This window comes from Sinomonas sp. (genome assembly GCF_051955515.1).
In the GTDB taxonomy this organism is placed as follows: domain Bacteria; phylum Actinomycetota; class Actinomycetes; order Actinomycetales; family Micrococcaceae; genus Sinomonas.
This window is the reverse complement of sequence record NZ_JBQCGQ010000061.1, coordinates 1-12761: the sequence shown is the minus strand read 5'-3', so window position 1 is coordinate 12761 and position 12761 is coordinate 1. Positions and strand designations below refer to the sequence as shown.

General features: G+C 66.8%; 11 protein-coding genes. All 11 read left to right on the top strand.

Annotated features, from left to right (window positions below):
* Positions 1–1626, top strand: a 1626-nt coding sequence (locus ACTHL9_RS03465) for an ABC transporter ATP-binding protein (RefSeq protein WP_440517340.1), incomplete at its 5' end; no start/stop codon positions are given.
* Positions 1626–2549, top strand: a complete 924-nt coding sequence (locus ACTHL9_RS03460) for a glycosyltransferase family 2 protein (RefSeq protein WP_440517339.1) — start codon at positions 1626–1628, stop codon at positions 2547–2549. The genes ACTHL9_RS03465 and ACTHL9_RS03460, both read left to right, overlap by 1 nt.
* The gene (locus ACTHL9_RS03455) at positions 2546–3559 is read left to right on the top strand and encodes a CgeB family protein (RefSeq protein WP_440517338.1); all 1014 of its coding nucleotides are present in this window, start codon (positions 2546–2548) and stop codon (positions 3557–3559) included. Before ACTHL9_RS03460 ends, ACTHL9_RS03455 begins: the two co-directional genes overlap by 4 nt.
* Entirely contained in the window at positions 3556–4647 is a 1092-nt protein-coding gene (locus tag ACTHL9_RS03450; protein ID WP_440517336.1) for an RNA-binding protein, read from the top strand. The genes ACTHL9_RS03455 and ACTHL9_RS03450 overlap by 4 nt, the downstream gene beginning before the upstream one ends.
* Complete coding sequence (locus ACTHL9_RS03445) at positions 4644–5354, top strand: acylneuraminate cytidylyltransferase family protein (protein WP_440517335.1); 711 nt, start codon at positions 4644–4646, stop codon at positions 5352–5354. Before ACTHL9_RS03450 ends, ACTHL9_RS03445 begins: the two co-directional genes overlap by 4 nt.
* The gene (locus ACTHL9_RS03440; RefSeq protein ID WP_440517334.1) at positions 5351–7594 is read left to right on the top strand and encodes an N-acetylneuraminate synthase family protein; all 2244 of its coding nucleotides are present in this window, start codon (positions 5351–5353) and stop codon (positions 7592–7594) included. The genes ACTHL9_RS03445 and ACTHL9_RS03440 overlap by 4 nt, the downstream gene beginning before the upstream one ends.
* 53 nt (positions 7595–7647) lie before the next feature.
* Positions 7648–8676 carry a glycosyltransferase family 4 protein gene (locus ACTHL9_RS03435; protein WP_440517333.1) on the top strand — a complete coding sequence of 343 codons (1029 nt, stop codon included), beginning with the start codon at positions 7648–7650 and terminating at the stop codon, positions 8674–8676.
* The gene (locus ACTHL9_RS03430; RefSeq protein ID WP_440517332.1) at positions 8673–9833 is read left to right on the top strand and encodes an O-antigen ligase family protein; all 1161 of its coding nucleotides are present in this window, start codon (positions 8673–8675) and stop codon (positions 9831–9833) included. Before ACTHL9_RS03435 ends, ACTHL9_RS03430 begins: the two co-directional genes overlap by 4 nt.
* Before the next feature lie 256 nt (positions 9834–10089).
* Complete coding sequence (locus tag ACTHL9_RS03425) at positions 10090–11172, top strand: glycosyltransferase (protein ID WP_440517331.1); 1083 nt, start codon at positions 10090–10092, stop codon at positions 11170–11172.
* On the top strand, positions 11169–12107 hold the full coding sequence (locus ACTHL9_RS03420; RefSeq protein ID WP_440517329.1) for a glycosyltransferase family 2 protein: 939 nt from the start codon (positions 11169–11171) through the stop codon (positions 12105–12107). Before ACTHL9_RS03425 ends, ACTHL9_RS03420 begins: the two co-directional genes overlap by 4 nt.
* 51 nt (positions 12108–12158) lie before the next feature.
* A partial coding sequence (locus tag ACTHL9_RS03415; RefSeq protein WP_440517328.1) for a glycosyltransferase occupies positions 12159–12761 on the top strand: 603 nt, incomplete at its 3' end.

Here is a 12761-nt window from a genome sequence, read left to right as displayed (position 1 = left end):
GCCTCTGAGTCACCCCTCGTCCAGGCGGCTGCGGGCACCTTGGGCTCGTCGGAGCCGCGGGTCCTCGTTCCGGCCATCGCCGCGGTGGTGGCAGGCGCCTTCGTCCTCAAGAGCCTGATGACCATAGCCTTCCGCTGGTGGCAGCTGGGCTTCACCGCCCAGCTGGAGACCGAGGCATCGACTGAACTCATGCGCCGCTATCTCCAGGCGCCGTATTGGGCGCATCGGCAGCGGAAACTCGGAGAAGTTCACCGAAGCATCGAGTCCTTCGTGCCGCAGACCTTCTCCCACGTCGTCCAAGGTTTTCTGAACTGGCTGACCGACGCCCTGACCTTGGCAGCGATCGCCGTCGTCCTGGTCTTCGTCTCTCCGATCGCTACGGCACTCGCCGTGCTCGTGATCGCTGGCTCCGGCTGGGCCGTCCAGCGCGTCCTGCGTCCGCGGTTCCGTCGGATCGGGGAAGTCGTTGCCCGGACGGAACTCGAAGCGTGGTCTGCCCTCATGCCGGGTATCAGCGGGTTCCGCGAGGTCCGGCTCGCGGGGGCATCCGCCATGCTCATCGCTCGGTTCAGCCGCGCGAAGACGGAGCGGGCAAGAGCTCGCCGCGAGCAATCCCTCGCTTCGGAGCTGCCGAAGTATGTGCTTGAGGTTTCCTTCGTGGTCGGCATCGGGCTCATCGCGGGAGTCCTGTTCGCCACCCAGGCGCCCGGTGAGGCTGTGGCGGTGATCGGGGTCTTTGCGGCTGGGTCGACCAGAATCCTGCCGACGGTCAATCGGCTAGTCGCCACCACGGGACTGATCCGCTCGGGGCAGCACGGGCTTTCGGTCCTCTGCACAGAGCTGAACGAGCTCGAGCAGCAGGGCCAGCATCCTGCAAGCCCGCCGTCCGTCCTCTACGACGGCGACATCGTCCTCGATCAGGTCACGTACTGCTTCCCTGACTCGCGGGAACCCGTCCTCCGCGACGTGTCCACGGTGATCAAACACGGGACCACCACGGCCTTTGTCGGTTCGAGTGGTGCTGGGAAGAGCACGCTCCTGGACCTCGTGCTCGGGCTTCTGGCGCCCACAGCCGGCATGGTTACCTGCGGGGGACGCGACATCCACGAAGATCTCAACGGCTGGTATTCGGGCATTGCCGTTGTCCCACAGGACGTCTTCCTCCTTGACGACACCCTGGAAGCCAACATCACGCTCGGTGAGGATGGCACCGCCGATCCCGAACGGCTCGGTGAGGCGGTCCGCCTTGCTCAACTCGGACCCGTCCTTGAAGACCTTCCTCGGGGCCTCAGCACGCGGCTCGGGGAGCGGGGCGTCCGCCTTTCCGGGGGCCAGCGGCAGAGAGTGGGAATCGCACGCGCCCTGTATCGGCGTCCGCGTCTGCTGGTCCTCGACGAGGCCACCTCTGCGCTCGACAATGCCACGGAAAAGCGGATCACCGAAACGATCGAAGGGCTGAGCGGTTTGGTGACGGTCGTCATCGTGGCGCACCGGCTCTCCTCGGTTCGCAAGGCCGGGACTGTGGTCTTCATGGCGGAGGGATCCGTTGCCGCCGAGGGGACCTTTGCCGAGGTCGAGGCGCAAAGTCCTCAGTTCTCCGAACTCGTCTCACTCGGGCGGGTCTAGTGGGGGCCGCAGACGCCCCTGAACTCAGGGGGCATCGGGTTTCCGCGGTCATTCCGCACTACGGCGAGCCAGCGCCGACCCTCGCCCTGGTCAGGTCCCTCCAGACGCAGGAATCGGTTCGCCCGGCAGGCATCATCGTGAGCGACGACGCCTCGCCCGTGCCCTTCCCAGACACCGAGGATGTCCTCGTCGTCCGTCGTTGCAGCAACGGGGGCTTCGGCTCGGCGGTCAACAGCGGCCTCGAGCAGGTGGAGACCGAGTTCGTGCTGGTGCTCAACAGCGACCTCGAGATCGGACCGACGTTCGTCGGCGACCTCCTCGCGGCTGCGCTCCCGTGGCAGCCCGCCGTGGTCAGCCCGCAGGTGCGAGGGCGCGACGGCGAGCCGCAATGGGTTGGGAGGCATTTCCCCACGGTTGGCCATCAGGCAATCGAGTGGCTCTCGCTTCTGGCCCGCCATCGCCACCGACCGCTCCTCCATGAAGCGGTGGGACACGACACCCGCTGCGCGGACGGTGTCTCGATTCCGGTGGATTGGCTGATGGGGGCGGCCCTGCTCATCCCTGTGAAGGAGTTCCGAGCCGTCGGCGGCTTCGATGAGAGATTCTTCATGAACTGCGAGGAGGTTGATCTCCAGCGGAGGCTGAGGGCCCGCGGCGTGCTGTCCGTCTTCGCTGGAGGAGTCGAGGTGATCCACGAGGGAGGCGGTTCGTCCGACCCCGAAGCGCGGCGGCAGTGGCTGGTGGAGTCGCGTCTGGCCTATGCGCGTAAATGGGGCGGCGAGCTTTGGCTTCGGTCAGCGCTCCTTGGGGCCTCGGCCGCGAACTTCGCAGTCAACGCGATCCGTCAAGCGGCAGGGCGGGAAGTCCGGGCGGCGGGCACCTTCCGGCAAGAAATCGGCTACCTGCGAAGGCGGCCTTCATGAGTCGCCACCCTCGTCTGCTCCTCGTGACCCCCGCCTTCCACGGCTACCACCGCTCGATCGGGCGTGCCCTCGAACGGCGTGGCTACGAGGTCGTGACACATTCGTACGACGCCTTCGAGACGCTCCGCGACAAGGTGCGCAACAAGGTGGCTGTTGAGCTGCCGCGCCGTCTCGGCGCGGACAGCCATGCGCACGCCGCGGCCTGGGCCACTCATCGCGCCCTCACTGCGCTGCGGTTCACTCGTCCGGACCGGCTCATCGTCGTCAAGGGGGACACCCTTGGCAATGCCTTCTGGGACGAGGTCGTCCGCCAGAAGTTGCCGCGGATCCTGTGGCTCTACGACGACCTAGCACGGCACCGCTACACGCACGACTTCCTTCGCGAGATCGGTCCGGTCGTGAGTTACGCCCGGAGCGAGGCAGAGCATCTTGTGGGGTGCGGAATCAATGCAACCTTCGTCCCGAACGCGTTCGATCCAGATCTCGCGGAACCCTCTGCTCGGCGCACCGGCGAGATCGTTTTCGTCGGCGCGCGCTACGCCAACCGGGTCGCCCTGCTCACGCGGCTCCGCCAAGCTGGGTTGCCTGTACGCGCGTACGGTCGCCAATGGTCACACCACCCCTTGGATCGGCTGCGGACGTGGGAAATTGGCCGCCCAGACGTGCCCGCCGAGCGCGATATCCCCCTCCCAACCGCCTACGCGATCCAGGGTGAAGCCGCAGCGGCCATCAATATCCACGGCCTGCAGGCGGGGCTTTCGATGCGGTCCTTCGAAGTTCCCGGTATGGGCGGCCTGCAGCTCGTGGATCGTGCAGACGTGGCAGAGTTCTACGACATCGGCACGGAGACTTTGGTCTTCGCGAGCGAGGAGCACCTGGTCGAACTCGCGGGGCGGGCGCAGCGTGACCACCTTTGGTCCGAGCGGATCCGCGCTGCCGGAAGGCGCCGAAGCCTGGCGGAGCACACCTTCGCGCACCGGGTCGGTCACGTGGACGGGCTCTGGGCATGACGTGCAAGGGGCTCATCTATCCGCGGGACCTCGAGGCGTGGAGGCGATGGCACAGCCGGCAGGCTCCGCTGCGACGGATCCGTGCCGGCCTCCGCCGTCGACCTCGCGCCGTGCCCTGGCTCGCGGTTCGCGGCACCTCGCCCGTGGTCCTCGTCGCTCTCGACGCCGTGACGCCCACCCAACTTTCCTCGCTGGTACGGCCGCTCGAGTTGCTGACCGATTTTGACGTCGCGGTCTTGGCTCCGGGCAAGCTCGGGCACCTTCTTCCCCCCGGTGCGTGGGACTGGCATCAAGCAGCTGAGGACGACTGGGTCCCGGAGGCGCTCGCCGGCGTACGTGCCGTGCTGTCGGTGGGCCATCACCTTCCGAACGGTGCGCTCGCCGATGTGTGGGCGGAGAAGCTCGGGGCTGAGCGCGTCGTCGTGCAGCACGGGCTGCTCAGTCCGCACGCACCGCCGCTGCCGGTCAACGCGCGCCTGCTCGCGTTCAGCGATGCGGACGCTGCGTTCTCGGCATCGGGGCGAGACGACGTCCTGAGAGCGACCGTCGGGTCCCAGCTGCTGTGGGCGGCGGGTTCGGAGGGGGTCGTCGCCCTTACAGCGGACGACGACGGCGCTCGCCCGCTCTATCTCGGTCAGCTCCACGGTGCGGAGCTTCCGCGGAGGGCCAAGGCGCGCGCGGCGGAGGCCTTCTGCCGCGCCCATAACGCCGAATACCGCCCGCATCCCGCCGAGGGTGACGTGGCCTCGCGCCTCCAGCACCGCCTCTGGGAGAGGGCAGGGATCGGGATCGATCGCGAGTCGCGGCCTCTCTCGGAGCTCAGCCGACCGGTGGTATCCGTGTTCTCCACTGGGGTTCTGGAGGCGGCGGCCCGAGGCCTTCCCGCCTGGGTTTCGTACCCCCGCCCGCCCCGATGGCTTGAGGAGTTCTGGGACCGATATTCCATGGGCCATTGGGGCAGAAGGCCCACGCTGGCACCTCCGCGCCCAGCGAGGGAACCAGCCGTGGCGGTGGCCGATCACGTGGCCCGGGCGGCCGGCCTTCAAGGCGTCAAGGACGCCTCAAGACATTCCAGAGGGAGAAGATGAGCATTCTGTGTGTGATACCCGTCCGGGGCGGGTCCAAGGGGGTTCCGCGGAAGAACCTTCGCGTCGTCGCAGGAAAGCCCCTCGTTGTGTGGACCATCGAGCAGGCGCTCGCCGCACGAGCCGACCTTGACATCCTCGTCTCGACAGACGATCCCGAAATCGCCGAGGTAGCCAAGGACGCCGGCGCGGACGTGCCTTTCCTCCGCCCTTCCACCCTGGCTCGCGACGAGACGCCGACCGAACCGGTGGTCCGCCATGCCATCGGAGTCCGCGTGGAGCAAGGCCGGCGTCCTGACGCCGTCATGCTCCTGCAGGCCACGTCACCCGTCCGTTTCGCCGGAACCCTCGACCGCGCCGTCGAGCAGTTCCACGCGACGGGCGTCGATTCCCTCGTCGGTGTCGTTCCCCAGACCCCATTCCTCTGGATGATGGGCGCAGAGCCTGTGGCGGCCTACGAACCGTCTCGGCGTCCTCGCCGGCAGGATCTGGCGCCCGAGGACTACGCCTACCGCGAGACGGGCTCGCTGTACCTCACGAAGACATCGCTCTACTCCGAATGCGGCAGCCGACTCGGCGGCAGGATTGGCCTCTTCGTCATGGACGAACGCGAAGGAGTCGACGTCGACACGGAGCTGGACCTGCTGATCGCGGAACAGCATCTTGACTGGTTCCGTTGCGAACTCGACGGGGGCGAGCGGGCATCATGATCGTGGAACGCGACATCGCGCGATACGTGGTCTTTGCCGAAGATCCCGTCCTTTCCGCGCTCCACAAGATCAGCGCCAACCAGGAACGGATCGTGTTCTGCGTCGACGAGCACGGCGTTCTGAGGGGTTCGCTGTCCGACGGCGACTTCCGGCGCTGGATCGTGGAGAATCCCGGCGCGGATCTCGGCGCGTCCGCACTGGCCGTGGCCAATCGAGCTGTCCGCAGCGCACATCACAAGAGCCCACCGGCGGAGCTCCGTTCCCGCATGTCCTCCGGGGTCACTCATGTCCCGCTCGTCGACGACCGTGGACACCTCATCGCCGTCGCCGTCGACCGTGCAGATGTCCTGCGCCTCGGCACGCACGACGTCGGGGAGGGGCTTCCAGCGTTCGTCATCGCCGAGATCGGCAACAACCACAACGGGTCAGTGGATCTTGCCCGCCGATTGGTGGACCTCGCCGCCGACGCGGGCGCAGACGCCGTGAAGTTCCAGCTCCGCAATCTGGACGCCCTCTATCGACAGGGGAGTGCTTCGAGCGCGGGCGAAGACCTCGGGGCCCAGTACACGCTTGATCTCCTCTCGCGGTTCTCCCTCCCCGCTGAGGCCCTCTTCAGGGTCTTCGATCACTGCCGGGACAGGGGAGTCGACGTGATGTGCACCCCCTGGGATACGCCGAGCGTGGCCGCCCTGGCCGATTACGGCATTCCGGCCCTCAAGATCGCCTCGGCCGATCTCACCCATCACTCGCTCCTGCGCGACGCCGGCTCACGCGGACTTCCGCTTGTCCTCAGCACAGGGATGTCTCGCGAGGACGAAATTCGCGAGACTGCCGCCCTTCTGCGCGGCCTCGGCACGTCGTTTGCCATGCTCCATTGCCAGTCGGCGTATCCGGCTCCCTACAAGGACGTCAACCTCGCGTACATGGACCGGCTTGCCGAGATCGGGCAGTGCATCGTGGGGTACTCCGGGCACGAGCGGGGGTACCACGTGCCGGTGGCAGCAGTGGCGCGCGGAGCGAAGATCATCGAGAAGCACTTCACGATTGATGTGGCGATGGAGGGGAACGATCACAAGGTTTCCCTCCTCCCCGACGAGTTCGCCGAGATGGTCCGCTGGATTCGGGAGACTGAGGAATCGATCGGCGAGAGCTCGCCGCGGGAGGTCTCGACGGGCGAGCTCATGAATCGCGTCAATCTGGCGAAGTCGCTGGTTGCCGCTCGCCCCCTCTCGAAGGGTCAGGTCGTGCGCGAGGCCGATGTCGACGTCAAGAGTCCGGGACGGGGGCTGCAGCCCAACGCACTGCCGCAGCTGCTCGGACGCACGCTCCAGCGGGATCTCGCGCCAGGCGACTTCTTCTTCGCCGGTGATCTGGCCGATGTTGTGCCGTCGGCGCGTGACTTCGCGTTCAGGCGGCCATGGGGATTGCCCGTCCGCTATCACGATCATGCGGCGCTCATTCGCGACTGCACACCGAGCTTCCTGGAGTTCCACTTCTCCTATAAGGACCTCGAGGTCGATGTCGACTCCGTGTTCACCGAGCCGCTCGACCTGGCCTTCACCACCCACCTCCCGGATCTCTTCTCGGGTGACTTCATCGTGGACCTTGCCTCGCTGGATGACGGGGTGTGGGAGCGATCCATCGCCGAGGTCCAGAGGAGCATCGAGGTCACCCGCGCGCTCACCCGGTGGTTCCGACGTGCTGATGAGCCGATCATGGTCGTGACCATGGGCGGCTTCACGACGGATGGCCACATCGCGACCGAACGCCGCCCAGCCATGTACGAGCGGATCGCTAGCGCCCTTGCCCAGCTCGATACCGCTGGCGTCCGGCTCGCCGCCCAGACCCTGCCGCCCTACCCCTGGCTCATGGGCGGCCAGCAGTTCCACAACCTGTTTCTGGATCCAGCCGATACCGCGGAATTCGCGAGTTCTACCGGGGTTGGACTCTGCCTCGATATCTCCCATTCCAAGCTGGCAGCAAACCATCTCGGAATGCCTTTCTCGGAGGCCGTCGAACGGCTCGCACCGCACGCGATTCACCTGCACCTCGTCGACGCGAAGGGGGTAGACGGCGAAGGGATCCAAGTCGGCGAGGGCGAGGTTGACTGGGGCTCCCTCGCGACGCAGCTCGATCGCCTGGCCCCCGGGGTGGGATTCATTCCGGAGATCTGGCAGGGGCACGTGAACAGCGGCGAGGGCTTCTGGACAGCGCTCGAAAGGCTCGAGCAGTGGTTCTGAAAGGGCGACGGCGGTCTCGGCACCTGAGCGGCCACCCCACCACCCTCTGGGCCGTGCCAGTGGGTGAACTCGGCGGCGTCGCGCGACACGTCCTCGATGTGGCCGCCGTCGGGATCCCGGGTTGGCGTCTGATCGTCCTGTGCCCCGAAGGTGAACTAGCGCGGCGGCTGCGGGCGGCGGGAGCAGCGGTGGTCACTGGCCCCTTTGGCCCCGCGGCCGGACTTGCCCAATCGGTACGGACTCTGCGCCGCCATCTCGCGACGATTCAACCCGACGTCCTCCATTCCCACCTCGCCTATGCTGACGTCGCCGCGGCAGCCGCGAGGGTTCTGACCGGAACCTCTCTGGCCACGACAGAGCACGGCATCGCGGGAGACGAAAAGCTCTACCACCGTACGCGGCGGAGGGCACGAGCCGCAGCGCTGGTGCATTCATGGCGCCTCCGAACGACGGACGTCACGATCGCGGTTTCACGGGCGACGCGTCAAGCCATGCTGGAGAAGTGGCGTCCGCGCATGGAGCCTTTGGTCATTCCGAATGGCGTGGACGCCAGGAGACGTCCCGAGTCGCAGAAAGCCCCTTCGTCGCCCCAGGTTCTCTCGCTCTCACGCCTTTCCCCGGAGAAGCAGCTCCCGGAACTCCTCCATGCCTTCGCGGAACTCCACCGGTACGATCCAAGCGCGCGTCTCACGGTGGCGGGGGAGGGTCCTGAGCGAGAGGCAGCGGAGGCGATGACCAAGGCTCTGGGCCTCGAGCGTGTCGTGTCGTTCCCCGGATTCCTCGAGGCGTCGCAAGCGATGTCTGCGGCGGACGTCGTGGTCCAGCTCTCGGCCTGGGAGAACTGTTCCTACACGCTGCTCGACGCTGTTGCTGCGGGCCTCGGTGTCGTGGCGACCCCTGTGGGAGGCAATCCCGAGATCCTGCCCGAGGCCTGTCTGGTACGGGCCTCGGATTCGCGGGCGGTGGCCGCCGCCATTGTCAGCCAGACGAGGACAGATGCGCGGCCCGTGTTGCCTGACGGCTGGCCCACGCGGCAAGACATGACGACGCGAATAGCCGCGGCATATGGAGCGCTGCGGTGATCGCTGCGGGGGTCGCGATCCGGGAGAAGTCCGCGGCACGACGGGAACGCCTGAGGTTCGTCGAATTCAGTCTGTTCTTCTTGCTGATCTTCGACGGCTTGGGTGTACCCGTACTGCCTGTTTCGGTTCCCCTTTCGGAGGTGGCGGCCGTCGCCTTGGTTGCCTTCGGTGTCTTCCGCTCGCCTATCCGGCCCCTGACTCGGTATGGCTGGTACCTGCCGTTCTGGGTGATCCTGCTTGCTTATTGCGTCGTGGAGTCCTGGGTCAATGAGGTGGACTGGTTCAGACGTACCGTCCGCCTTGTGGTGATGGTCGTGCTGTCCCTCCAGATCGCCACCGGGAGGCTGGACGTGTGGTCTGGGCTGCGGGGCTTTCTCGTCGGACTGGCCGTCAACGTGCTGCTCTTCTACCTGCGGCTCGCCCCGGACGGCTATGGGGGGCTTCTCACAGGATTTCTGGGCGACAAGAATGTCGCGGGCCTGTTCTATGCGACAGTGCCGCTCCTCGCGCTGCCGTTTGTCATTCGCGCGCGTTGGCGCGTTGCTCTGCTCGTCTTTGCTGGGGTGACCGTCTTCCTGACGGGCTCGCGGACCTCGATTGCCGCGCTCGCCGCCGCGGCTCTGTGGGTGCTGGTGCGACGGCGGCTTCCGCTGCCGTTTCATCTCCCGATGTTCGCTGCGCTTTACGCAGGAATTCAGTATCTTGAGGCGAATTTTGCCCACGCCTGGATCTTCAGCGACCGAACTGGCACCGATCTCCTCCGATCGCGCATAGACGAGGCGTCGTGGCAGAAGGCCGAGGCTGCGCCGCCCTACGGACTGGGACTCGGTGAGGCCACTGTGGACCTCGAAGGGAGGTCGTGGTTCTTCCACAACTCATTCCTCGGGCTCTATGTCGAAGGGGGCTGGGTCCTTCTCATCGCCGTCACCGGTGTTCTGGTCGCCATCGCGCTTCCGCTCCTCAGAGCGACGCATCTGCGTCCGCCGACTGCATTAGAAGCCGCCGCAATTGTGCTGCTATTTTGCGCGTCACGGCTTGGTGAAGTTCTCCTCGCGCTTCCCGCATTCCTCCTTCTGGGCTGCGTTATGGCAATAGGACTGAATCGACGATTGGCTGGACCGAAATACGAACAAGCCGTTGGGGCGTTGAAAGAATGAATATATCTATCGGGGCAATATGATGCCGTGCACGTCGGCGGGGCGGACCTCTCCGGTCCTCGTCCTCGGGCGACGTGGTCGGCTCCGGCGTGTTGGATGCTGCGCCTGCGTGCCGGCCGATCGGAGCGGCTACTCTCGTCAGTAGTGCATTCCATCCCCGGGCACGCGATCATTCGGTGGTTGCCGCCAATTCGATGAAGCGTGTCCGGTGTACGGGCATGAAATTTGGTAGTCGAGTGACATGGGGACAATGAACATGACAAATCCTCCTTCTGATTTCCCGGTCGTCCTCGCAGCCAACAATGGCGATATCGCCGGTGGCGAGGTCATGCTCCTTGCGGTCGCCGAGGCCCTCCGCGACCTCGGGATGGAACCGCTCGTGGTCGGCATGGACACTCCCGCTGGCCTCGTCGAAACGGCGAGGAACCGCGGCTTCACGGCCGAGGCGCTGCGCGTGCGAAGCCGCATCGAGTACATGCATGTGCTGCGGCGCTGGCGCAAGGAGCACCCCGAGGGGGTGCTGTGGTGCAACGGGCTGGTCCCGGCCACGGCCACGTCCGGAATGTCCCGGCGGATCGTCCACCTCCATCAGGTTCCGGCGGGACCGCAGCGTGCTGCCGTGACGGTCGCCCGCCTCGGGGCGATGGCCACGGTGGTGCCATCCGAATTCATGGCCAGCAGGATCTCGGGTGCGAGGGTCCTCCATAATTGGTCCCCCGCCCTTGAGCGGGTCGTCGTTCCCCGGGGCAAGGGTCCGCTCCGCCTTGGATTCCTGGGCCGCCCGTCAGAGGCGAAGGGAGTCCACATCCTGGCCGACGCGATCACCTTGCTCCGCCGGACCGGTCAGGCAAAGTACTTCCTCCGGGTGGCCGGGGAGCCGCGCTTTGTCGACGCGCGGGAGCGAGCTGTCGTTGAGAACCGTCTGCGGAGGCTCTCAGGTTCGGTCCAGCAGCTCGGCTGGATGGTCCCGGACGAGTTCTTCGGGACGATCGATATCCTCGTGGTGCCATCGCTGTGGGAAGAGCCGTTTGGGCTTGTGGTGACCGAGGCGATGTCGGCGAAGGTGCCGGTTGTTGTCTCGGACGCCGGAGCGCTCCCAGAGGTCGTCGGCCCGGACCATCCTTGGATTGCCCGAGCAGGAGATCCGCGCTCGCTCGCTGATGCCATTGCCGCGGCGGCCGCCGCGCTGCCGGCGAGCGACGTCGTCGAACGCGCCCACACGCGATGGGCCGAGCGCTTCTCGCCGGTCGTCGGGAGGGAGGCCCTTCGCGAACTGCTCAGCTCCCTGGGGCTGTTGCCGGAGGGGACGGCGGCGCCGAAGGCGGAGGCGGCCACATGACGGTTCCGGCTGCGTCCGTCATTGTGCCCACCCGCGGCGGTGCGCGGCGTCTGCCCGTTCTGCTCTCCGCACTGGCTGCGCAGGACACGGCGGACTTCGAAGTGCTCGTCGTCGTAGACGGAGACATCGACGGGAGCGAGGAGGAGGTGAAACGCTGGCGGGATCTGCTGGACGTCCGGACGATCGTCTTTCCGGAGAACAGAGGGCGATCGGCCGCCCTCAACGCCGGGGCGGAGGCCGCGAAAGGCCGGATCCTCATCCGTTCCGACGACGACCTCGAGCCCCTTCGAGGGTTCGTGTCGGGGCACGTGACCCGCCATGCAGAGGGCCCTTGCGGCGTTGTCGGTCTCACCGCCAACGTGTTGCCCGAGACGCCCTACGCCCGCGCCTATGGAAGGAAGGCCGACAAGCGGGCGCTCGCCGAGGCGCTCGCCCTTCCGCCAGAGAGAACCTGGAGGCTCTGGGCGGCCAACGTCTCGGTCAGCGCCAGCGTGCATCACAAGCTCGGCGGCTACGACCGCCGTTATCGACGCTACGGGTGGGAGGATGTGGACTTCGGCTATCGGCTTCACGCCGCGGGGATCCCGGTCGTCGTGGCGCCGGAGCTCATCGCGCGCCACCACGGCGCGTCGACCACCACTGCTGTCCGGGCTCTTCGGGCGCTCCATTCGGGCGCGGCCCGCGAGGCTTTCGAGGACATCCACGGACGCGGGGCTCTCGGTGACCGGGGGCCCGAGGGCGGGCTGTGGAATCGGATGGTCGGCGTAGCCAGCACCCTCGCCACCGAGCGGACCCTTCCAGCGTACGGCCGGGCGGTCGATGGGCTCGCCCGGCTCCTGCCGGCGGAGGTAGCGGAGAAGCTCATCGCGCTCGGCGTCGAATCAGCGGGGCTCGCCGGGATCCGCTACCCGCAGCGGGCACGGGCCGCATTCTGAAGGGCGTTTCACGGGGGAATCAGGTGGCGGAATCACACGGGGGGGGAAACCATGGGGGAGAAGCAGCCTGTTGTCGCAATCGCACACGACTACCTGACGCAGCGCGGAGGCGCGGAGCGAGTGGTGCTCGCGATGCTCCGGGCCTTCCCTGAGGCGAAGATCTACACCACGCTCTACGACCCCGACGGCACCTATCCCGAATTCCGTACCGCCGACGTGGTGACCTCACCGCTGAACCGCCTCCCGGTCTTCCGTCGGAACCATCGCTCCGCGCTGCCGCTCCTCGCGCCGGCGGCGCATGCGCTCAAGGTTCCCGCCGACGTCGTCATCACTTCCTCGAGCGGGTGGGCGCACGGGTTCCGGACCGCGGGGCGGAGGCTGGTCTACTGTCATTCGCCGGCGCGCTGGCTCTACCTCTCGGACCAGTACCTTGGCGCTGAAAAGAAACGGAATCCGGCGGCGCTCGCCCTCGCCTCCCTGAAGCCCTTGCTGGTCCCGTGGGACCGGTGGGCAGCGACGAGAGCGCACCGTTATGTGGCCAACTCGACGGTGGTGAGAGAGCGCATCGGAGAGGTCTATGGCTTCGAGGCGGCCCTCTTCCATCCGCCGCACAGTGTGGATGTCGCAGGGCCCGCGGAGCCCGTCGAAGGCCTC

What these genes read in the sequence shown, in the direction of transcription:
- ACTHL9_RS03455 (WP_440517338.1), top strand. Translation starts at nt 2,546, where the DNA reads ATGAGTCGCCACCCTCGTCTGCTCCTCGTGACCCCCGCCTTCCACGGC.
- ACTHL9_RS03450 (WP_440517336.1), top strand. Translation starts at nt 3,556, where the DNA reads ATGACGTGCAAGGGGCTCATCTATCCGCGGGACCTCGAGGCGTGGAGG.
- ACTHL9_RS03445 (WP_440517335.1), top strand. Translation starts at nt 4,644, where the DNA reads ATGAGCATTCTGTGTGTGATACCCGTCCGGGGCGGGTCCAAGGGGGTT.
- ACTHL9_RS03440 (WP_440517334.1), top strand. Translation starts at nt 5,351, where the DNA reads ATGATCGTGGAACGCGACATCGCGCGATACGTGGTCTTTGCCGAAGAT.
- ACTHL9_RS03425 (WP_440517331.1), top strand. Translation starts at nt 10,090, where the DNA reads ATGACAAATCCTCCTTCTGATTTCCCGGTCGTCCTCGCAGCCAACAAT.
- ACTHL9_RS03420 (WP_440517329.1), top strand. Translation starts at nt 11,169, where the DNA reads ATGACGGTTCCGGCTGCGTCCGTCATTGTGCCCACCCGCGGCGGTGCG.